This window comes from Paenibacillus lutrae (assembly GCF_009757775.1).
Lineage (GTDB): Bacteria > Bacillota > Bacilli > Paenibacillales > NBRC-103111 > Paenibacillus_F > Paenibacillus_F lutrae.
Genome location: NZ_RHLK01000003.1, coordinates 309272 through 332268, shown reverse-complemented (window position 1 = coordinate 332268; position 22997 = coordinate 309272). Strand labels below are relative to the sequence as shown.

Genomic DNA, 22997 nt, shown 5'->3' with positions numbered 1-22997 from the left:
ATGCGAAATAATCTAATCTTCATTATACCCAGTAGACCCGGCAGTGTAAACATACAAAAGACAACCTTTGTTAAAAGATTGTGACAGGGTTTACAGAAATGGTGGTTCTTTCCTCTCTCAACTCACTTATTAGAGGTATGAGTGTCATAAATTTTGGAAATACCAAATAGTATCGAATAGATTCTATGAAATCTACCAGGGGCATAGAGATATTACGAATGGATACGTTCGCGGCTAATCATTCCTGCCTGCTTATAACGAACGGTCCTGTCGGATAGGCATATGGAATACCGGGTGCACGACTGGTGACATGATCTACTTTTGGACAATAGGTTAGGAGGATTGTAAAAGATGACGGCAATCAGGCAGGACGCATGGAGCGATGAGGATGATTTGATTCTAGCGGAAGTTACGCTGCGTCACATCCGGGAGGGCGGGACTCAGCTCGCCGCTTTTGAAGAAGTGGGTGAAAGAATCGGCCGCACAGCAGCAGCCTGCGGTTTTCGCTGGAACAGCTTTGTGCGCAAAAAATACGAGGCTGCGATCCAAATCGCTAAAGCCCAAAGACAAAAACGAGCTCAGCTCAAGAAACATGCCGCTGTATCCGTTTTTAGCGGCGGAGCATCCACAGCGGTTCTGGAAGGAATGGACAGCAGATCCAGAGAAGTGAATGAAGAGGCCATATCGATTGATGCGGTCATCCGTTTTCTGCGCCAATGGAAGCAGACTTATCAGGATCTTATGCGTCATATTAAGCAAGTCGAACGAGCTTTGCATGAAAAAGAAGAAGAACTGGCTAAATTCCGCCGTGAGAATGAACAGCTCAACAAGCAGGTCAATGAAGTTGAAACCGATTACCGAGTAGTCAATGACGATTATAAGGCGCTTATACAGATCATGGATCGGGCACGTAAAATGGCCTTTCTTGTGGAAGAAGAAGAAGATAGTAAACCGCGTTTTAAAATGGATGCCAATGGAAATCTTGAAAGAATTGATTAAGCTGAAAGTTTAAGAGTCCCGTCCGGCTAGATGCGGCGGGATTTTTTATGTTATTGTGTATTGTTAAAAGGCCTGCGGGCGTTTTATACTCTTAGAGGAAATTCGGATCTTGAGAATCCGTTGACGTACTTAATAGAGCCTCAAATGTGACGTATAGAGAGATTGAAAAGGGGGCGGAAAATATAGAGACAAAAATGAGATATATCCGCGTTATGGGTGGAGGGGCGTTAGGTCTTTTGTTCGCAGCTAAACTGGCTGCATCGGGCTGCCGGATCGACCTTGTTACACGAACCAGGGAGCAGGCGCTGCTTCTCCGGGAGAATGGCATTGAAATAGAGGGAGAGTCGTCGGTCTATATTCATGTGGACAATGTCCGCAGTTTCCAGGATTTGGTGTGGGAGCCTCAGACCTCAGACTCGAAGCCGGATGCGATCCTACTGGCGGTTAAGCAGACGGCGATGTATGGGGATATGGCCTCCTACATAGCCTCTGCGTCCAGAGACACAGTGATCCTCTCGATCCAGAACGGGATCGGACACTGGGATGCGCTGGGCATCTCGACAAATCGGGATCATCTGATTCAAGCTGTTACGACAGAAGGCGCCCGCAAGATTACGCCTATCTCCGCAGCCCATACGGGCCGGGGCTGGACACGGATCGGACTGGTGTATCCGGGTGAGAGCCGCTCTTCGTCAGACGGGGTTTTGGATAACATTCAAAAATGCTTAGAACAAGCAGGATTTCAGGCGTCGTTGTCGAAAAATATAAATCACACGATTTGGGAAAAGCTGCTGATTAATGCGGTTATTAATCCTCTGACTGCCCTTCTGGGTGTAAGCAACGGGGAACTTCCTGAATCCCCACAAGCCCTTTCGTTGATGCGCAGCCTTTTTGATGAAGGGGTGGAAGTGGCGAAATATCAGGGGATTTCCATAGAGGAATCGCACTGGGACGAAATCTTGCAGGTCTGCCGTAAGACGGCTGGCAATCATTCTTCGATGCTTCAGGATCTTACGGCCGGCAGGCCTACGGAGATTGAATCGATTAATGGCGGTTTACTGCGGCTGGCGGAACGAACAGGATTAGCTTTGCCCGTGAATGAGACTGTGTACCGGTTAATTAAAGCGGCGGAACTAAAAGGGTGATGAATGGTTGGATTTTCTGGCAGAAAGTCTTTCGAATTTGTATGCGGCTCTGGCAATGCTTCCTATACTTTCCTTTGTGCTCATATGGATAATCGTCTATGCTTTTACCAAACACAAGAAAAAATCAGTCCGGATTACTATGGATATCACGACCTTCCTGTTGCTCGGTTCTGTCGCTTCGCTGTGGAACCAAATTTTCGGGAGTTCATTCGGTTTGTGGTTTCTGCTTCTGTTGATCCTGATTGTCTTTGGGTTAATTGGCGGTTATCATACGGACAAAAAGGGGAAGGTGGAGCTGGGCAAGTCATTACGTATCGTTTGGCGTCTTAGTTTTATGGGACTTACGGTGCTTTATGTCATGTTTATGTTCATCTGGATGGGGACTGCTATGCTAGCCTAGCAGCCCTTTCCTGCCGGATTTTTTACAAGTATTCAGATGAAAGAGGGCTTTTTCTGTATAAAATCCTGTTTCAGCCTTTTAGATCCCCCGGCAACGGCATGAATTGACCTTAGTTCAATCAAGTGCTGTTTTAACGCTGTAACGCGCGCCAGATAAGGTATTGAAGGACTTTGGAACGGGCCGGATTCCTCCTCTTATGTAGAAAATTACAAGTAGATTTTATTGACCTTTGGTTGTATAATAGGTAATTAGTAACAGTTTTGAGTTTTACAACATTTTAACAAATTGCCGCTTGTAGGAGATTTTCTTTGTAAAGAGGCTAGACGTTCTGACATTCTATGTTATAAAATGTGACATAGATTGCCGGGCCGTACCAACCAAGATCGATTCTAATCTTGGATTTTGTTGGCCTTCGGTATTACCCTCGTAAGCAGGGGAAGCGGTGTCACCGGAAAATTCAAAATTTTCGGTCAGCGCCTTGATCCATAAGAATCATCTATTAAAGGGAGGAAAATACCGAAATGAAAACTACAAAAAAATGGGTGTCTACAGCAGTAGCGCTGACGCTTGTTGGCAGTTTGGCAGCAGGTTGCGGCAATGGCGAGGAAGCTCCGGCAGCATCGGGCGATGGCAACGAGACAGCGAAGCCGGCCGCTAAACAAGAATTGCGCGTGAACTTCAACGCAGAACCTCCGGTTCTTGACAGCTCTAAAGGAACTACAAATGCAGCGTTTACAATGCTGAATGCACTTAACGAAGGATTGTACCGGATCGATAAAGACGGCAAGCCTCAGCCGGGTCTGGCTGCAGACAAGCCGCAAGTTTCTGAAGACGGTCTTACTTACACGATCAAACTTCGTGATGCGAAGTGGGCGGATGGACAGCCGGTTAAAGCCAGCGACTTTGTATATTCCTTCCAACGCACACTGGATCCGAGCACGAAAGCCATGTATGGTTTCATGCCTGCATGGATCAAGGGCGGTAACGATGTAATTAAAGCTAAGCCGGAAGAACTGGAAGCGAAAAAAGCGGCGCTCGGTGCTAAGGCGCTTGACGACAAGACGCTTGAAATCAAATTGGAGAAGCCAATTACATTCTTCGAGCAGCTGTTAGCTTTCCCGATCTTCTTCCCACAGCGTGAAGATATGGTAACAAAGAACGGCGAGAAATACGGCGGAGACGCAGACAAAATCGTGGGTGCAGGTCCTTTCGTTCTGAAAGAATGGAAGCATGACGCGAGCCTGACGTTCGAGAAAAACCCGAATTACTGGGATGCTGCCAACGTGAAGTTGGAAAAGCTGGTCGTGAATATCGTTACGGACTCCAACACATCCCTGAACCTGTATGAAACAGAAGAAACGGATTTGATCAGCCTTTCCGGCCCGCAGTACATGGCGAAGAAAGACGCTGAGAAAGCAAACATTCAAATTAAGAATGAGTTGACTTCCGCTTACCTGATGTTCAACACCAAGAACAAAGCTCTTGCGAACGCTAACATCCGTAAGGCGCTGACACTTGCTGTCGATCGCCAGTCTTATGTGGATACGATTCTGCAGAACGGTACAGCTCCTGCTAAAGGACTCGTAGCAGACGGAACGCAAGATGGCAACAAGAATGAATTCCGTAAGTCCGCGGGTGAGACTCTTCCTAAAGCAGATCCTGCTAAAGCGAAAGAATATCTTGCCGCTGGTCTGAAAGAACTGGGTATCGACAAGCTTCCTGAACTGAAGCTGACAGGTGACGAGCAGGGTACAGGCAAGAAAACCATCGAGTTCATCATGGGCGAGTGGGAGAAGAACCTCGGCTACAAACCGGTGGGCGAGCCAATTCCTCACAAACTGCGTGTAGAACGCCAGAACAAGGGTGATTACGATATCATCATGGCTCTGTGGGGCGCTGATTATAACGACCCAATGACGTTCCTCGATATGTGGGTAACCGGCAGCGAATTCAACAACGTGTATTACAGCAATCCGGCTTATGACGAGAAGATTAAAGCAGCCGACAAAGAAGCCGATCCTGCAAAACGTGCTCAATTGCTCGTCGATGCAGAGAAAATTCTCATGACGGATATGCCGGTCGGTCCTCTTTACTCCCGTAAAGTTCCTTACCTCGTACGTAACACAGCAAGCGGACTTGTTCTGCCGAACTACGGCATGGAGTGGGAAGCTCGTTGGGTAGAAATGAAGGCGGCGAAATAAGCTACTTTTCATTCAGCTTTATAGCACCTTAAGTCAGAAGGGGACGCACCTCGCGGGACGTCCCCTTCCGGCTTCATTTTATCCCAAAGGAGGATCTTATGTGTTCAGATATATTCTGCAACGTCTGTTATATGCACTCATTACACTCTGGCTTATCGTCACGCTCACCTTCGTTTTAATGAAACTGCTCCCAGGCGATCCGTTTGGTGAAGCAGTTCTGAAGATGACCAAAGAGAACTATCAAATTCTGCTTGCCCAGTACGGGTTGGATAAGCCTTATTGGCAGCAATATTTAATCTATGTCAAAAACATCCTGCAAGGTGATTTGGGGGTTTCGTTCCAATTCCCTGCCAGAGATGTAGCGGACATGATTAAAGGGGGATTCCCGGCTTCTCTTGAACTTGGATTATATTCGATTTCAATAGCCGTTGTATTCGGATTGCTGCTCGGAATTGTCGCTTCTCTTAATCACAATAAGTGGCAGGACCGTACGGCCATGTTTATCGCGGTGCTTGGGATTGCGGTTCCTTCGTTTGTCCTGGGTCCAATTATTGCTTATTATATCGGGAATAAGTGGCACTTGCTGCCGCCGGCTCTCTGGAAAGGCCCATCTTATAAGATTCTGCCAACTCTTGCGCTGACGTTCGGTACCATGGCGAATGTAGCCAGAATGATGCGAACCTCTATGCTAGACGTTCTTAATCAGGATTACATCAAGACGGCTAAAGCTAAAGGCTTGTCAGGCCGAACAGTTGTATGGCGTCATACGATCCGAAATGCGATTATGCCTGTTGTAACCATTATCGGTCCGGTCTTTGCCGGCTTGATAACCGGTACGGTTGTTGTGGAACAAGTTTTCTCGGTTCCAGGCTTAGGAAAGCAATTGGTTAACGCTATTTATTCGAATGACTATACGGTTATTTCAGGATTGACAGTATTTTATTCTGCTATTCTAATTTTTGTAATTCTAATTACCGACATCCTCTATGGGTATATTGACCCTAGAATTCGTCTGGGGAAAGGCGGGAAATAAGCATGCAAAAACAAGGACAACCCCAAGTTATCGCACCAGGCAAGTTTGTTCCTCTTCCAAAAGATGAGCAGCTGCAGGAACAAATCGTCCGCCCGTCGCAGACGTATTGGAAGGATGCTTGGCGGCGACTTAAGAAAAATCGACTGGCTATGGCCGGCTTGTTTATACTTATTATTCTAACGATTATGTCTATCATTGCTCCTCTGCTGTCAAGCCACACGTACAGCGCGACAAATCCACCGATGGCGAACCAGAAGCCGAGTGCGGAATACTGGTTCGGGACAGATGATCTGGGACGTGATTTGTGGACCCGTGTCTGGTGGGGAACCCGCGTATCGCTCTTTATCGGTATTATCGCTGCCATCATTGATTTAATTGTAGGCGTTATCTATGGCGGTATCTCCGGATACTATGGCGGAAAAGTAGATGCGATCATGCAGCGTTTTATTGAAGTGATCTATTCGATCCCGTTCCTTCTGATCGCGATCTTGCTGATGATGGTACTGAAGCCGGGAATTACCTCTATTATTATCGCCTATGCGATAACAGGCTGGGTGCCGATGGCAAGGCTTGTCCGCGGACAGGTGCTTCAATTAAAAGAGCAGGAATATGTACTTGCCTCCCGTACACTGGGTGCAAATACTTCCCGTATCATCCTGCGTCACCTTGTTCCGAACGCTTTGGGTATTATTGTGGTTCAAATCACGTTCGTTGTTCCATCTGCTATATTTGCAGAAGCATTCCTGGGCTTTGTCGGTGTCGGTTTGAGACCACCGCTTGCCTCTCTTGGATCACTAATGTCAGACGGGGCCAACAACATGCGTTATTTCCCGTATCGCTTGTTGTTTCCAACCTTCGTCTTTAGTTTGATTTTGCTCAGCTTCAACCTGCTCGGTGACGGCCTGCGCGATGCACTTGATCCGAAAATGCGTAAGTAGAAGGAGGGAGTACCTTGAGTAAGCATAAAGAAAATATTCTTGAAGTGAATGATTTGAAGGTCTCCTTTAACACGTATGCGGGTGAAGTTCAGGCGGTACGCGGCGTCTCCTTCGATGTGAGAAAGGGCGAAGTACTCGCCATCGTAGGAGAGTCGGGCTGCGGTAAGTCCGTAACCTCCCAAACGCTTATGCGTCTGATTCCTTCACCTCCCGGCGTTATTAAAGGCGGATCTATAAAGTTTAAGAGCAATAAAGGCGAGGTGGATATCGCCAAGCTCAGCAATACTCAAATGGAATCGATCCGCGGCTCGGAAATGGGCATGATTTTCCAGGATCCGATGACTTCATTGAATCCGACTATGACCGTCGGCCGCCAGATTTCAGAAAGCTTGATCAAACACCAGGGCATGAACAAAGAAACCGCCCAGCAGCGTGCCATGGAACTGCTTCGTCTTGTCGGTCTATCTAACGTGGAAGGTCGCGTCAAACAGTATCCGCATGAATTCTCAGGCGGTATGAGACAGCGTGTTATGATTGCCATTGCACTTGCTTGTACGCCGAAGCTTCTGATTGCGGATGAGCCGACTACGGCACTCGATGTGACCGTTCAAGCTCAAATCATTGAGTTGATGAAAGAATTGTCCGAGAAAACAGGGTCATCCGTCATTCTAATTACCCATGACCTGGGTGTAGTTGCCGAAATGGCAGACCGCGTTGTCGTGATGTATGCAGGTAAAATTGTCGAGAGAGGCACCGTCGACGAGATCTTCTATGATCCGAGACATCCATACACATGGGGGCTGCTCAAATCCGTTCCTCGTCTGGATACGAGAGCGGACGAAGAGCTTGTCCCGATTCCGGGAACACCGCCCGATTTGTTCGCACCGCCCAAAGGCTGCGCCTTCGCAGCTCGCTGTCCTTATGCCATGCAAGTATGTGTCGAGCAAGATCCGGAACATACTCCTCTGTCATCGGAACACAGCGCAGCTTGCTGGCTGCTCCATCCGGATGCGCCCAAAGTTGAGCGGCCCGTCGAAGTAGGAGGGAAGCAGCATGTCTGAACAACCGATTCTTTCTATCCGCAATATGAAGAAGCACTTCGATCTGGGTCCAGGCAAGATTCTTAAAGCGGTAGATAATTTCTCCATTGATATATTTCGCGGTGAGACGTTCGGGCTGGTAGGGGAATCCGGCTGCGGTAAATCCACAGCCGGCCGTACTATTATCCGTTTATATGAAGCGACCGATGGTGAAGTCATATTTAACGGGGAGAATGTCCACAAGCTTAGCGGCCGTAAAATGCATGAATTTCACCGCAATATGCAGATGGTATTCCAAGATCCCTACGCATCGCTGAATCCGCGTATGACCGTCGGGAACATCATTGCCGAAGGCATTGACATTCACGGTCTTTCTACCGGTAAGAAGCGGAAAGAGCGTGTCATGGAGCTGCTGGATGCGGTGGGTCTGAATGCCGAGCATGCGAGCCGTTTTCCGCACGAGTTCTCAGGCGGACAGCGTCAGCGGATCGGAATTGCCCGCGCACTGGCGATTGAGCCGCAATTTATTATTGCCGATGAGCCGATCTCAGCGCTGGACGTATCCGTCCAAGCCCAAGTCGTGAATCTGTTTAAGAAATTGCAGAAAGACCATGGTTTGACGTATTTGTTTATTGCGCATGACCTTGCAATGGTGAAGCATATTTCCGACCGGATTGGCGTTATGTACCTGGGTAACCTGGTTGAAGTAACGACTTCCGCCGATTTGTATGCAAAACCGCTGCATCCTTACACGCAGTCTCTGCTGTCCGCGATCCCGATTCCGGATCCAGAAATTGAGCGTAAGCGGGAACGTATTATTCTTAAAGGCGAGGTGCCGAGCCCGCTGAATCCGCCGAGCGGCTGTCCGTTCCGGACACGCTGCCCCAAAGCGATGGATGTATGTGCAGGTTCCATGCCTCCGATGAAAGAAGTCGAGCCGGGACATTTCGTTTCCTGCCATTTATACTAAACGTTCTTAGCACGCCGTCTGTGCCAGAGCTGACCGATTCGGTCAGCCTGGACAGACGGTTTTTTCTCGTGCGGATGACAAAAATGGATGATTAAGGACGGTTCGAGTCATAGCATCTCTTCAGAGATAACTAGCGTTACAAATTGAGCTGCATGTTCTTCTTATAAGTATTCAGATCTTGCCGTAACACTCGGTCTTGAAAATTTCCCTAGCAAACACGACTCCCCGGCCCCCGTTAATACAAAATGAATAAAATGAGTTTATACAAAAATAAATGGTATGCCTGGTTATAAATTAGCCTCTGGGTTATAGGTAATAAAGGAAAAAGTAAAGAAACCAGGTGTATTACTTTTCTTATTACAGTGGATAATGGAAATGGCTAAAGAGCCCTGAAAGACAAACAGAGTTATTCTAATGAAGAAAATAACTATCCAGTGCAGGCAGGAAATAGAAATGTGTATTTAAAAAGTACAGTTAGTGTGATATGTTTTAATAGTAGCTTACGTTTTGACGATAGATGGAATGGCGTGTACAATCAGGAAAGAGAATTTAACAGACAGGGTTAACGGGGGAGGCGGCTGTTAGAGATGCCGTGTACAGCATATAAATGGAAGAAGAGCCAGCCTTTAACCGAGGATTACATCCAAGAGTACGACCGTGTGTCGTCGTTATTTGATTATAATCCGTGGGGCAAGGAAAGTTTACATGAACGGGCCGATGCTGTCCGTCATTCGGATGCACTGCGTGCGGACCGCAGCGTGCTTGCAGAGGTACTGATTGAATATAACCGTCGTATGGGCGGTAAGGAAGCGGCAATTGCCGCAGCGGGCAGACTTGCTGACGAACATACACTTGCCGTTGTAGGCGGTCAGCAGGCCGGCTTGTTCGGCGGGCCGCTGTATGTGATCTACAAAGCCGTAACGCTCATTATGGCGGCGAGGCAGGCAGAGGCGGAACTCGGAACGCCGGTTATTCCGGTTTTCTGGATCGCAGGGGAGGATCACGACTTCGAAGAAGTCGATCATATCCATGTCCTGCGGCCCGGGCTCGACATCAGCAAGATTGCGATTGACAGACCCTGGAATCTGCGCACTTCAGTAAGCCGCTGGGAAGCAGAACCAGAAGCGTGGGAAGCTGCCCTGCGCCAGCTGGACGAAGCGCTGCCGGACAGCCCGCACAAAGCCGGGCTTCTGCGTGACTTGCGCACTGCGATTACCGGCGATCGTACGCTGAGCGGAGCTTTCGCCGGTTGGATGGCGGCGCTTTTCGGCGACAGCGGCCTCGTGCTGCTTGACGCCGACGATCCGGCGCTGCGCAGGCTCGAAGGGCCGATGTTCGCGCAGCTCATCGGCGGCAGTGCCTCGCTTGCGGCCGCGCTTGTCCGCGGCCGCGAGCAGGTTGAGTCGCTGGGCTACGCGCCTCAAGTGGATGTATCGGACGAACAGGCTCACCTGTTCGTCCATGACCGCGGCGAGCGTGTCCTGCTGCAGCGCAGCGGAGACGGCTTCACCGACAAGAAAGGGCTGCGCACCTTCAGCAGGGAAGAACTGCTGAAGGTGGCAGCGGAGGAGCCTGAGCGCCTGAGCAACGGCGTCATGTCGCGGCCGCTCATGCAGGAGTTCCTGCTGCCGGTGCTGGGCACCGTTCTTGGTCCCGCGGAGGTTGCCTATTGGGCGATGACACGGGACGCTTTTCATCTGAATGGCATGACGATGCCGATTGTGCTGCCGCGTTTGGAGTTCACGATTGTCGAAGACACCGTGACGAAGTGGATGGACAAGTACGAGTTGTCCATGGACGATGCGGCTTCCGGCTCTCTGGCAGCGCGGAAGGAAGCTTGGCTCGGCAGCCAGAGTCCGTTCCCCGTCGAACAGCGCTTCGAGGAAGCTCGGGCTGGCGTGCGTGAGATCTACTCTCCGCTGCTGGATTCGCTCGCTTCGATAGAAGCGGGGCTGCCTGAACTGGGAAGAAGCAATCTGGATAAGATTCTGCACCAGATTGACTATTTGCAGCACAAATCGGAGCAGGCGCTTGTACGCAAGCACGAAACCGCTCTGGCCCAATGGAAGCGTGTGGAACAGTCTCTGACTCCACTGGGCAAGCCGCAGGAGCGTGTTTACAACGTATGCGCATTTTTGAGCCGTTACGGGTATAATTGGCTTGATGAACTAGTTGAGGCTGATTTAGCTCCCGACGGAAGCCATTATCTGATTCACATATAAGAGGAGGAAGTGTAATGACTGCAGCAGACAACAGCATCGTAACTGATAAAAGCCTCGCACCGGAAGGACACTTGAAAATTGATTGGGTTCAAGCGCACATGCCGGTTCTGAATCGTATCCGGGAACAATTCGAGAAGGAGCAGCCGTTTCGTGGGCTTAAAGTAGCCATTTCCCTTCATTTGGAGGCAAAGACTGCTTATCTGGCCAAAGTCGTTCAGGCAGGCGGGGCTGAGGTAACCATTACGGGCAGTAACCCGCTTTCTACTCAGGATGATGTGTGTGCCGCGCTTGTTGAAGACGGCATCACGGTCTTTGCCAAGTACAATCCGGACCCGAAGGAATACAAAGAGCTGATGATCAAGACACTTGAAACCAGACCGGATCTGATTATCGACGATGGCGGTGATCTGGTTACCATTCTTCATTCGGAACGCCGTGATTTGCTGGAGGGTGTCCGTGGCGGAGCGGAAGAGACAACAACAGGTATTCTGCGCCTAAAATCGCTGGAGAAAGAAGGCCGTCTGGAATTTCCGATGGTAGCTGTCAACGATGCGAACTGCAAATATTTGTTTGACAACCGTTATGGCACGGGCCAGTCGGTCTTTGACGGAATTAACCGGACTACGAACCTTGTCGTTGCCGGTAAAACAGTCGTCGTGGCCGGTTATGGCTGGTGCGGTAAAGGGGTTGCTATGCGTGCCAAAGGTTTAGGTGCCCAAGTCGTTGTGACCGAGATTGACGCGATCAAAGCGGTTGAAGCTTATATGGACGGGTTCACCGTGCTTTCGATGTCGGAAGCGGCCAAAATCGGGGATTATTTTGTTACTGTAACTGGAAATCGCGATATTATCCGCGGCGAACACTACGAAGTGATGAAAGATGGGGCGATTCTGTCTAATGCCGGACATTTCGACGTAGAGGTGAACAAGCCTGAACTCGAAGCTCAATCTGTTTCCGTGCGCACGGTACGCCGGAACATTGAGGAATATCAATTGAAAGACGGCCGCAAAATTTATCTGCTGGCTGAAGGCCGTCTGGTTAATCTGGCCGCAGGTGACGGACATCCGGCCGAGATTATGGATATGACTTTTGCTCTGCAAGCCATGTCCCTCAAATATGTGAACGACCGCTATGAGCAAATCGGCAAAGCTGTCGTTAATGTTCCTTACGAGCTTGACGAGCAGGTAGCGCGTTATAAGCTGGAATCACTCGGGATTGCCATCGATCGTCTGTCTGATGAGCAGAAAGCTTATTTGGACAGCTGGCAGGAGCATTAATCGAATTTATTTCCATAACGCTTTTCGCAGTTCCTTTGGGGCTGCGGGAAGCGTTATTTTTTTGCGGTAATCTACTCCTCAAACTCCCGCAACTTATGGAGCCGGAACGGCGTCTGGTAGTTGATGTAGAAAATAATGGAAGTTCGAGGGGGCTTAATATGTCAATTACAGAGAAAAATCAAACTAATCCAAAGAAAAGGAAACGATTTGGGAGTTCTTTAGCCGTATTGTTGATGCTCGTGATTCTACTTGCCGGATGTGGCTCTGGTTCCAGCGCTCCGGACTCAGGAAATGCAGCCGCATATAAAGCTGCCGTGACTTCAGAACTAAGCAAGGCTAAGAATGATTCCAAAAGAGAAGGAAGCGAGTTTAATAAGGAACCCGATTCTCAATTAGCAGAACCTGATTCTGCTGCTGTTCCTTCAGCGACTGCACCGGCAGATAGCTTAAACCGTAAGCTGATTTATAAAGCTAATTTGACGATGGAAGTAAAGAACTATGCCCAGGCACAGACCGAACTTCGTAACTTAGTGGCCGCTAGCGGCGCCTACTTGTTAGAATTCACCGAGAATACGAGTTCCTCCGAGATCGGAGGGAATTTTACCATTAAAGTTGCTTCAGGCGAATTTAATTCCTTACTGGATGCGATGGAAAAAATGAATCCGGCCAAGCAGCGGAATGTTACGAGTCAAGATGTCACAGAGGAATACGTGGATCTGGCTGCCAGACTTAAAGCCAAAGAAGTAGTGGAAACCAGACTTCTTTCTTTTATGGAGAAGGCAACCAAGACGGATGAACTGCTTGCCTTCTCGACGGAACTCGGGAAAGTCCAGGAGGAAATAGAGAGGATTAAGGGACGAATGCGGTTTCTGGATCAGAATGTGGAATTGTCCACCATAGAACTACGGATGTACCAACCGATTGGCGGCGCCTTTGTATCAGATGGCAGGAGTCCTTTTGGTCAACAGCTTGCAGCAACGGTTAACAAAAGTATCGAAGTGCTGCTATCGGTTCTAAGAGGAATTCTTATCATGGTAGCCGCCCTGCTGCCTATTGCCGCAGCTTCTTTAATGGTATTCATTCCGGTGTGGTTCTACCTTAGACACCGCAGAAGGAAAGCGGAGGCATCCCGTAAGGAAGTGCGGCAGGCGGGTCGTGATCCCCATTTTCTAGTGAAAGAAACCTCTGAGGAAGAGAAGAAACCGGAATAAGATCTTGAACTGTGGAGAATGTTTGGATTGGAAGCTGTCATAATTGTGACTTGTGGATCATACAAGTTCCGAAAAGCCTGATGCCCACAGCATCGGGCTTTTTCTATGTTTTGACTCCGCTTATCCACAAAGATGAGAAAAATTAAATTTCAAGGATTTTTGCTTAATAGAAGGATTTTGAGTGTAAATGAAGAAGTAAACATACAAAGTGGTGAAAAGTGGTGTAAAGTGGGACAGAAGGGGTGAGGGTCAATGTTTATGGGAGAATACCAGCATAACATTGACGAAAAAGGCCGGCTGATCGTGCCGGTTAAATTTCGCGAAGCCCTCGGCAGCTCCTTCGTCGTCACACGCGGTCTTGATCAATGTTTGTTTGTTTACCCTAAGACAGAGTGGGCTGTTCTGGAAAAGAAGCTTAAAGCGCTGCCGCTTATGAAAGCCGATGCACGTGCATTCACGCGCTTCTTCTTCTCCGGTGCTACTGAAAGCGAGCTGGACAAGCAGGGAAGAGTCAATATTCCGAACAATCTGGTTGAGCATGCCAAACTCGAAAAAGACTGCATTGTTCTTGGTGTTTCCAATCGAGTTGAGATTTGGAGCAAGAACGTTTGGGAAAACTATTTTGAACAGTCCGAACAGTCTTTTAACGAAATTGCCGAGAAACTGGTTGATTTCGATTTTGACTTATAACATCACGACGAAGCTTAGCGAGTTACTTAGGGAGGGATTTTTCTTTGTTTCATCATGTTACGGTGCTAAAAGAAGAAGCGGTTGAAGGCTTACACATACATCCTGACGGCGTATATGTTGATTGTACGCTAGGCGGTGCAGGGCACAGCTCTGTGATCGCCTCGAAACTGGGGCCGGAGGGCCTGCTGATCGCCTTGGATCAGGATGACGCGGCTTTAGCGAACGCTGAATACATACTTGCGCCCTACCGGGACCGAGTCCGCATTGTCAAAACCAATTTTCGTAAAATCGAAGAAGTTCTGCAAGAAGAAGCGAGGATTCTACAAGACGGTGTGCCTCAAGTAGACGGGATTCTCTTTGATCTGGGCGTGTCTTCTCCTCAGCTTGATGAGGCTGAGCGCGGTTTCAGTTATCATCAGGAAGCTGAACTTGATATGAGAATGGACCGCAGTACGGAGCTTACGGCCAAAATCATTGTCAATGAATGGCCTGAAGCTGAAATTGCCCGTATTCTATATGTTTATGGTGAAGAGAAGTTCTCGAGGCGTATTGCCGCGGCCATTATCAAAGCCCGGGCGAGCGCTCCCATTACGACGACCAGCGAACTGGTTGAGCTGATTAAGGAAGGAATTCCTGCCGCTGCCAGACGTACGGGCGGTCATCCTGCCAAAAGAAGTTTCCAGGCGCTGCGGATTGCCGTTAACGATGAATTGGGCGCGTTCGAAGACGCTTTGCATCAATCCATCCGTTGTCTTGCCCCAGGCGGGAGGATTTCTGTCATCACCTTCCATTCTCTGGAGGATCGTATATGTAAACAAATTTTTTCAAGCTATGTGGGCCGATGTACATGTCCGCCGGATTTTCCGTTATGTGTATGCGAAAGTACCGGTGTGGTTAAGCTTATCAACCGCAAGCCGATTACAGCAGGTTCTGCTGAACTCGAACACAATTCCAGAGCTAGATCAGCCAAGCTACGTATCGCAGAAAAGCTGTAATCAGGAGGGGACATATGTCAAGATACATCCAAGGAAATTTAGCCGAGAAATCGACTAGCAGTACTCAGCGCGTAACCGTGCGCGAAACTAAGAAAGTTATCGTTAAGAATAAGCAGCTGCCTGTTGGCGAGAAACTACTGTATTTGATGCTTGTCCTGATTTGCGTATTGATTGCGAGCGGGATCGTTGGAAGGTATACATCAATATATCAGTTGAACAGTTCAATCAAGGAAACGAAGACCGAAATTGCAAAGGTCCAAGCCGATAATGATGCCAGCAAGCAGGAAATCGAGAAGCTGAAAGATCCCGAGAGACTTGAAGCGCTTGCCAAGCAAAAAGGGCTGAAGCCTGCTGACGATGCACAGGTTAGACAAGTGGTTCCCGGTACTGGCCAGACTGCAGGAGGCAAGGACAACTCTGTTGCAACCGGTCGCTAGGTACAAAGAGCAAGTTCGAACGTGAGGTGTTTGCAGATGGTGAAGAAAATTAAAATGCGCTCACTACTAATCGGAGGGGTTTTTACCCTTCTTTTTATTATCTTTGTAGGTAGAGTGTTTTGGATTCAAGGGGTTAAAGCCAATAAGCTTCTTTCCGAAGTTCAGCAAATTTGGGAAACCGATAAGGAAGTGCCCGCGCAGCGCGGTAAGATCGTGGATCGAGAGAGCAGAGTGCTGGCAGAAGAGGTGCCTGCCTATTCCATCTCTGTTAATCCGTCGCTCATTAATCAACTGGATATTCTAGATGGCGTCACAGAAGGGTTGACGGAGATCTTGAAGGATGGGCAGGATAGTTCGGAGCTGAAAGAGAAGATACGGGGTCTCGCCACCAAGAAAAGAACCGTTGTCCCGTCAGCAGAGAATCAGACGGATGCCGGCGCTTCAGCGGACAAAGGGAAGGAAGATAAGAAAGATAAAAAGCCGGTTGATCCCTATCTTAAGAACGTTGAGGTGAATAACGAAGGCAAGAACATCGATAAGGCCAAAGCGGATCAAGTCAACGCGCTTATTAAGAAGCTTCAGGCCGAGGTATATGCTAAAGAGAAGAAATACGGCCAGAAAGCGGACGTAGGAATCAACATTAAAACGGGCAAAAAGCGTTTTTATCCGGGAAATAATCTGGCTGCGCAAATTATCGGTTATACCAACCGGGAAGGCAAGGCCAGCGTCGGCATTGAAGCCCAGATGGATGAGTATCTCAAAGGGACTCCGGGATCAATCAGCTATAAGAGCGACAGTAAAGGCGTCGAACTCGTGCAAAGTAAAACGGTACTAGTCCCGCCGGTTAACGGGAAAGATGTTAAGTTGACCATTGACAGTAAAATCCAATATTACATGGAAAGTGCTCTCTCCAAGGTTATGGACGAATGGAAGCCGAAGAGTCTGATGGCGATTGCTGCCGATCCCAAGACGATGGAGATCTTGGGCATGACCAGCTTTCCGAATTACAACCCTAATGAATTCTGGAAGGCAGCCGAGCAGGGGCAGACGAATCACAATATTCAGTCCCAGTATGAGCCGGGATCGACCTTCAAGCTTGTAACACTGGCCGCTGCCATCGAGGAAGGAGTTTTTGATCCCGGAGCTTGGTTCAAATCCGGCTCTGTGCAGGTAGAAGGAAGGAAGCCTGTCTACGACCATAACAGAATCGGATGGGGGAATATTCAATATTTAAAAGGGTTGAAAAAGTCCAGTAACGTAGCCTTTGTTAACCTGGGTTATAAAATGCTCGGTGCGGAGAAATTGGCTCAGTATATTGATAAATTCGGTTTTGGTAAAAAAACCGGGATCGACTTATATGGGGAGGTAGCCGGTAAAACCAAGCTTCCTTATGAGGTCGATTATGCGGCCGCTACCTACGGGCAAGCTCTGACGGCGACTGCGATTCAGCAGGCAGCGGCCTATGGAGCCGTAGCCAATGGCGGCAAGCTGATGCAGCCTTATGTAGTTAAAGAAATTATAGATCCTGCAACCAATGAAGTCGTTCAGCAGACTAAACCAAAAGTTGTGGGACAGCCTGTCAGCGAGGCGACTGCAAATAAAGTAGGCGAATATTTAGAGCAGGTAGTAAGTGATCAAGTGGATGGTACAGGCAAAGATGCTTATATAGAAGGGTATCGCATAGCGGGCAAAACCGGTACAGCAAATAAGGTCATTCCGGGTCAAAAAGGGTATTCCAAAGATAAATGGGTCATCTCATTTGCCGGTTACGCGCCAGTTGAAGATCCCCGGATAGTCTTGATCATTATCGCGGACGAGCCTCAGCTGGGCGGTGTTTATACACGCGGACACTATGTCGCGGCACCCGCATTCAGAGAGATCATGCTGAACTCTCTCCGGTATTTGGGAGTTCCGTCGAGTAAGACGCAAACAACGGCAGCCCCCGTGCAGAACAATGCATTGAAGGCACCGGAACTGGAAGGTCTGACAACCGCTCAAGCTAAAGAGGCGGCTGGCCGTGCCGGATTGGAAGTTGAGATTCTCGGGCAGGGGACCAAGGTTATCACGCAGTTCCCTAAGCCGGGTACCGAGATCGGACCTTATCAGAAACTGTATCTCGCTGTCCAGCCGGCTGATGAATTAGACATTCCGGATTTGAAGGGCAAATCTCTGCGTGAAGTGATGGAGCTGTGCTCTCTTCTGGGAATCCGCACGGCAAGCAGCGGCGAGGGATATGTAGTGACCCAGACGCTTCAGGGTGAAGGAGATCAGCGGGTCCTGACGGTCCAGCTCGCTCCGCCGGGCGGCGAGGTTGTAACCCCGCCCAAGGAGAAGTATGAGGCCCCGGAATAACTGAATATAAGGAGAAGCTTGTTCTAACCCTCTCTTATTCCGAATAGTCATGAAAAGAATAGTCATGACTTGTCTGGAAGGGGAGCGTTATCCATGCGAGTATCGAGCTTTACAGTGCGGCGGCGTTTGTTCGCCGCATTGATTTTAGGAACGGTCTTATTCGTCGCTCTGATTATCCGTTTGGGATATGTACAGCTTTGGCTGGGACCGGGTTTATCGGCCAAAGCGGAAGACTCCTGGCGGCGGGAAATTCCTTTCGCGGCGAACCGCGGTGAGATTTGGGACCGCAACGGAGAGAAACTGGCGTACAATATCAGCACGCCGTCGATTATGGCAATCCCTGTGCAGCTTCAAGATCCTAAGGCAACCGCCGCTAAACTTGCGGAAGTTTTGCAGGCGCCGGAAGAAACCATTTTTAAACAAATTTCCAAGCGTGCCCGGATCAATGAAATCAAACCCGCCGGACGCAAGCTTACCCTGGAAAAAGCACAGGAGGTCAAGGCGCTTAATCTGCCCGGAATCGTGGTTGCAGGCGACAACCGCCGGTATTATCCGATGGGGAATCTAGCCGCTCATATTCTTGGTTTTACAGGAACCTACAACCAGGGATTGACTGGTGTGGAGAGCAAATATGACAAGTTGCTGACGGGATTGAAAGGAAATATCTCCTATTTGGCAGATGCGGCTAACCGTAAAATGCCGGGTTCCTCCGAACAGTATACGGGACCGAAGGATGGGCTGAACCTGCAGCTGACCATTGACCAGCATTTGCAATCTGTTCTGGAGCGTGAGCTGGATCAGGCGATGGTCAAATACCAGCCTAAGCATGCAATCGCCATTATGATGGATCCAAGCAATGGGGAAATACTGGCGATGGGGAGCCGCCCGTCTTACGATCCGGGCAATTTCAGCGAATACCCGGTGGAGACGTATAATCGTAATCTTCCGATCTGGATGACTTACGAGCCCGGATCCACCTTTAAAATTATTACGCTGGCGGCGGCTCTTCAAGAGAAGAAAGTGGATCTCAAAAATGAACGTTTCCATGATCCCGGCGCAATTGAAGTTGGAGGGGCCAGGCTCCGCTGCTGGAAGCGGGGCGGACACGGCAGTGAAACTTTCCTCCAGGTCGTAGAAAACTCTTGCAACCCGGGTTTTGTCGTGCTTGGTCAAAGGCTCGGTAAAGACATGCTGTTTGATTATATCAAGCGATTCGGATTCGGCCGCAAAACGGGAATTGATCTTGGCGGGGAAGAGAACGGGATCATGTTTAAACCGTCTCAGGTCGGCCCTGTCGAGCTTGCCACGACGGCCTTCGGCCAGGGTGTATCCGTAACTCCGATTCAGCAAATTACGGCTGTTTCGGCAGCCATTAACGGGGGTAAGTTATTCAAGCCCCATGTCGCTAAGTCCTGGATAGACCCGGAAACAGGCCGTGTCATTGAGACGGTTAAACCGGAACTGGTAGACACGGTAATTTCGGAAGATACATCCAGGCAGGTTCGGGAGGCGCTGGAAAGCGTTGTCGCCAAAGGAACCGGGGGCAATGCCTTTATTGACGGGTACCGGGTAGGCGGCAAAACGGGAACGGCCCAGAAGGTCGTGAACGGCCGTTATTCTCCAAACGAACATATCGTGTCTTTTGTCGGATTTGCACCGGCGGATAATCCGCGTGTCGTCGTTTATGCGGCTGTGGATGATCCCCAAGGCATCCAGTTCGGCGGACTGATCGCGGCTCCGCTGGTCAAGAACATCATGCAGGATGCGCTTCGCTATATGAAGGTGGAGCCGGATAAGAATCAGCTCAGCAAGAAATACAAGCTGGGGGAAACACCTGTTATAGAAGTGCCTAATTTGGTCGGCGCGACGGTACAGGATATTTACGAAGACCTTAATTCCGATTTTCTTCTGGCGAAATCAGGTGAAGGCAATACCGTAATTAGCCAGGCCCCGAAGCCCGGTACTAGAGTAGACCGGGGTTCAACAATTCGTGTATACTTATCTAATCCGCCGCAAGGCGCTACGGACAAAAAAGAGGGGCGCTGATTGTTTCGGCGCTTCTTTCTTGTCAGACTTTTGTCCATACTGGTAGTAATCAAATACCGCAATCAAAATTAATTTTTTCGTGCAAATGGTGGGGGGCGATAGAACATGCAGCTGAAAGAACTGGCTTCTCAGCTTTTGATTTGCAAGCTCGTAGGGGATGAAACAACCGAAATTACCGGCATCGCAACCGATTCGCGTCAAGTGCGCAGGGGAGATTTATTCGTGTGTGTACTGGGATTCGTATCCGACGGACATGATTACGCTTCTGTCGCGATCGGGAAAGGAGCGGCAGCTCTGGTCACGGAACGAAGACTTGATCTTGATATCCCGCAGATTATCGTACGTGATTCAAGACATGCAATGGCTGTATTTTCCGCACACGTGTATCAATATCCGAGCCGGAATATGAAAGTAATCGGGATAACCGGAACGAACGGCAAGACAACGACAAGTTATCTGGTTGAGCATATTTTACGCGATCAGGGGTACCGGACAGGGTTGATGGGGACGATTTCCGCTAGAGTAGGATCTCAGATTATTCCGATGGAAAGAACCACGATGGAGGCTTCCGCTCTGCAAGATACATTCCGCCGTATGGCAGATGAGGGTACGGATTATTGTATTATGGAAGTTTCGTCGCATGCGCTGGATTTAGGACGGGTCAAAGGAATCCGGTTCCGTTCTGGAGTTTTTACAAATTTATCTCAGGATCATCTTGATTATCATGAGACGATGGATAAATATGAAGCGGCTAAGGGACTCTTGTTCTCTCGGCTCGGCAACGAATTCTCGCCCCTGCCTGAGTATAAGCAGTATGCTATTCTGAACGCGGATGATCCGGCTTCTGAGCGTCTGGCCCAATTAACCGCCGCTGAAGTGATTACATATGGAGTCAAGCAGGAATGCGCCGTTAAGGCCAGTCATGTGAAAATTACCGCCAAAGGTACCGAATTCGAGGTGGAATCATTTGCAGGCACAATGCCGATGCGGATGAACCTTGTCGGCCTGTTTAATGTGTATAATGCTCTTGCTGCGGTTTCGGTATGCTTAGCGGAAGGACTTACACTGGCTCAAGTGCGTGATAGCCTGGCAAGCATGCCGGGAGTCGACGGGCGGATGGAAGTGGTGGACGAAGGCCAGGATTTTCTGGTATTGGTTGACTACGCGCATACGCCGGACGGTCTGAGCAATGCGCTGGAATCCATACGTGAATTTGCGGCGGGCCGGATCAGATGTGTGTTCGGCTGCGGCGGTGACCGGGACCGGACTAAGCGTCCTCTGATGGGCCGGGTTGCTGCTGCCCTGAGTAATGACTTGTATGTGACTTCGGATAATCCGAGGACAGAAGAGCCGGAAGCGATTCTGCATGATATCGTACCGGGAATTGAGGAAGCCGGACTTTCGAGGGAACAGTATCGGCTTGTAACCGAGCGGCGCGAAGCGATTCAAAAGGCTATTGAAGAGGCAGGCCCTGACGATGTAGTATTGATAGCGGGAAAAGGACATGAAACCTACCAGGACATCGGAGGAGTCAAGCATGACTTTGATGATCGTCTTGTTGCGCGTGCCGCATTAAGGAGCCTGAAGAGATGAAACGACTTACTTTGAATGAGATCGCTCGGATGTCCGGCGCAGAACTGGTCCTTCCGGCTTCCTCTGCAGACGGGGATAGGGTCTTCATTGATTCTGTATCCACGGACACAAGAACGATAACGGCCGGAAGTTTGTTCGTTCCTCTCGTCGGGGAACGCTTTGACGGCCATGCATTTGCCGCCGAGGCAGCCGCGCAGGGAGCTTCCGCCATGCTATGGCAGAGGAACCGTCCGGAGCGACCGGAAGGAATGCCGCTGCTGCTGGTCGAAGATACTTTGCAGGGGCTGCAGCAACTCGCCCGCGGGTACCGGCAGTCCCTGCCCCTCCGGATCGTCGGAATTACAGGCAGCAATGGTAAAACAACAACAAAGGATATGATTGGCTCTGTACTGGGAACCGCCTTTAGCGTCCATAAGACCAAAGGGAATCTGAACAACCATATCGGCTTGCCTCTGACGCTGCTGCAGCTGGAGGAAAACACGCAGGTAGCGGTCGTTGAGATGGGAATGAGCGGCCGTGGAGAGATTGAGCTGCTCTCCGAAATTGCCGATCCCGATGTGGCTGTCGTGACCATGATCGGAGATGCCCACCTGCTGCAGCTTGGCTCAAGAGAAGAAATTGCGAGGGCTAAGACTGAAATTCTTAGCGGTCTGGCTGACGGGGGCACATTTATTTATCACGGGGATGAGCCCCTTATCCCGCTGGTGCTTCCGGAGATGAAGCAGCCGGGCCGTATGACTCAGCTTCGATTTGGACGCAGTCAGACGAATGACCTCTTTCCGGTTAGCATCCGTATGGATGAGGAGGGGACTCATTTTACGGTCAGCACGCCTCAGAGCCCGGAAGCGGATTCGGATGGCGAGAGCTATTACATTCCGCTCCTGGGCGAGCATAACGTTGATAATGCGCTTGCGGCAATCCTGGTAGGGCGTACGCTTGGCGTGTCCGAGGAAGATATCAGGCGCGGGCTTGCCGGTCTCGAGATGACGGGAATGCGCATTGAGAAGCAAATATCGCCTTCTAAGGTTACGGTGCTGAACGATGCGTACAATGCTTCTCCGAGCTCGATGAGAGCGGCAATCCGTCTGGTCGAACAGCTTGAAGGCTACCCGAACAAGTACGTTGTACTCGGGGATATGCTGGAGCTGGGCGAGCAGGAGCAGGAATATCACCGTCAGATCGGGGCCTTGCTCTCACCCGATTCGCTTGCCGGCGTATATGCCTACGGCCCGCTAGGCCGCTTTATCGCAGAGTCGGCAGCCTTGCAATTCGGCTGCGAACGCTCGCGCTGGTTTGAGGACAAAGCGGCTTTGACGGCGGAACTCGCGGCTCGAGTGAAGCCAGGAGACCTCGTTCTGGTCAAGGCATCTCGAGGGATGAGGCTCGAAGAAGTCGCAGACGCTCTGGTGGCTGAGTAGCAGCGGACCCTAATAAATATTGGGCGGTAA

Annotated in this window: 18 protein-coding genes; all 18 read left to right on the top strand. The window is 49.7% G+C overall.

Translation table 11 applies throughout. The features are described 5' to 3' along the window. The first annotated feature begins 351 nt into the window (after positions 1 to 351). Positions 352 to 999: an RsfA family transcriptional regulator gene (locus EDM21_RS07560; protein WP_157334352.1), complete on the top strand. Its 648-nt coding sequence runs from the start codon at positions 352 to 354 to the stop codon at positions 997 to 999. A 194-nt stretch (positions 1000 to 1193) separates the two neighbouring features. Beyond that, the gene (locus tag EDM21_RS07555; RefSeq protein WP_157334351.1) at positions 1194 to 2144 is read left to right on the top strand and encodes a ketopantoate reductase family protein; all 951 of its coding nucleotides are present in this window, start codon (positions 1194 to 1196) and stop codon (positions 2142 to 2144) included. A gap of 7 nt (positions 2145 to 2151) precedes the next feature. Continuing rightward, on the top strand, positions 2152 to 2544 hold the full coding sequence (locus tag EDM21_RS07550) for a DUF3397 domain-containing protein (protein ID WP_235918089.1): 393 nt from the start codon (positions 2152 to 2154) through the stop codon (positions 2542 to 2544). A gap of 521 nt (positions 2545 to 3065) precedes the next feature. Beyond that, on the top strand, positions 3066 to 4745 hold the full coding sequence (locus tag EDM21_RS07545; protein WP_157334350.1) for a peptide ABC transporter substrate-binding protein: 1680 nt from the start codon (positions 3066 to 3068) through the stop codon (positions 4743 to 4745). A 100-nt stretch (positions 4746 to 4845) separates the two neighbouring features. Next, the gene (locus tag EDM21_RS07540; protein ID WP_068774413.1) at positions 4846 to 5778 is read left to right on the top strand and encodes an ABC transporter permease; all 933 of its coding nucleotides are present in this window, start codon (positions 4846 to 4848) and stop codon (positions 5776 to 5778) included. A gap of 2 nt (positions 5779 to 5780) precedes the next feature. Beyond that, the gene (locus tag EDM21_RS07535; protein WP_157334348.1) at positions 5781 to 6716 is read left to right on the top strand and encodes an ABC transporter permease; all 936 of its coding nucleotides are present in this window, start codon (positions 5781 to 5783) and stop codon (positions 6714 to 6716) included. A 14-nt stretch (positions 6717 to 6730) separates the two neighbouring features. Then, positions 6731 to 7777 (top strand): ABC transporter ATP-binding protein, encoded by a 1047-nt coding sequence (locus EDM21_RS07530; RefSeq protein ID WP_157334347.1) that lies wholly within the window; start codon positions 6731 to 6733, stop codon positions 7775 to 7777. Further along, entirely contained in the window at positions 7770 to 8726 is a 957-nt protein-coding gene (locus EDM21_RS07525; RefSeq protein WP_157334345.1) for an ABC transporter ATP-binding protein, read from the top strand. The genes EDM21_RS07530 and EDM21_RS07525 overlap by 8 nt, the downstream gene beginning before the upstream one ends. Before the next feature lie 587 nt (positions 8727 to 9313). Next, positions 9314 to 10948 (top strand): bacillithiol biosynthesis cysteine-adding enzyme BshC, encoded by a 1635-nt coding sequence (gene bshC, locus EDM21_RS07520; protein ID WP_157334343.1) that lies wholly within the window; start codon positions 9314 to 9316, stop codon positions 10946 to 10948. Positions 10949 to 10962: 14 nt separating this feature from the next. Next, positions 10963 to 12225 carry an adenosylhomocysteinase gene (locus EDM21_RS07515; protein WP_157334341.1) on the top strand — a complete coding sequence of 421 codons (1263 nt, stop codon included), beginning with the start codon at positions 10963 to 10965 and terminating at the stop codon, positions 12223 to 12225. 158 nt (positions 12226 to 12383) lie between these two features. Further along, positions 12384 to 13436: a DUF4349 domain-containing protein gene (locus EDM21_RS07510; RefSeq protein WP_157334339.1), complete on the top strand. Its 1053-nt coding sequence runs from the start codon at positions 12384 to 12386 to the stop codon at positions 13434 to 13436. Positions 13437 to 13688: 252 nt separating this feature from the next. Next, positions 13689 to 14126, top strand: coding sequence for a division/cell wall cluster transcriptional repressor MraZ (mraZ, locus tag EDM21_RS07505; RefSeq protein WP_068774420.1), 438 nt, complete (start codon positions 13689 to 13691; stop codon positions 14124 to 14126). 44 nt (positions 14127 to 14170) lie between these two features. Further along, positions 14171 to 15121, top strand: coding sequence for a 16S rRNA (cytosine(1402)-N(4))-methyltransferase RsmH (rsmH, locus tag EDM21_RS07500; protein ID WP_157334337.1), 951 nt, complete (start codon positions 14171 to 14173; stop codon positions 15119 to 15121). A gap of 14 nt (positions 15122 to 15135) precedes the next feature. Further along, on the top strand, positions 15136 to 15558 hold the full coding sequence (gene ftsL, locus EDM21_RS07495) for a cell division protein FtsL (RefSeq protein ID WP_157334335.1): 423 nt from the start codon (positions 15136 to 15138) through the stop codon (positions 15556 to 15558). Positions 15559 to 15594: 36 nt separating this feature from the next. Next, a complete protein-coding gene (locus tag EDM21_RS07490; protein ID WP_157334333.1) occupies positions 15595 to 17910 on the top strand; it encodes a penicillin-binding transpeptidase domain-containing protein in 2316 nt (771 codons plus the stop codon). A 93-nt stretch (positions 17911 to 18003) separates the two neighbouring features. Next, positions 18004 to 19956 (top strand): stage V sporulation protein D, encoded by a 1953-nt coding sequence (locus tag EDM21_RS07485; protein WP_157334331.1) that lies wholly within the window; start codon positions 18004 to 18006, stop codon positions 19954 to 19956. A 105-nt stretch (positions 19957 to 20061) separates the two neighbouring features. Then, positions 20062 to 21549: a UDP-N-acetylmuramoyl-L-alanyl-D-glutamate--2,6-diaminopimelate ligase gene (locus EDM21_RS07480; RefSeq protein ID WP_157334329.1), complete on the top strand. Its 1488-nt coding sequence runs from the start codon at positions 20062 to 20064 to the stop codon at positions 21547 to 21549. Next, a complete protein-coding gene (locus tag EDM21_RS07475; protein ID WP_157334327.1) occupies positions 21546 to 22967 on the top strand; it encodes a UDP-N-acetylmuramoyl-tripeptide--D-alanyl-D-alanine ligase in 1422 nt (473 codons plus the stop codon). The genes EDM21_RS07480 and EDM21_RS07475 overlap by 4 nt, the downstream gene beginning before the upstream one ends. Positions 22968 to 22997 lie beyond the last annotated feature (30 nt).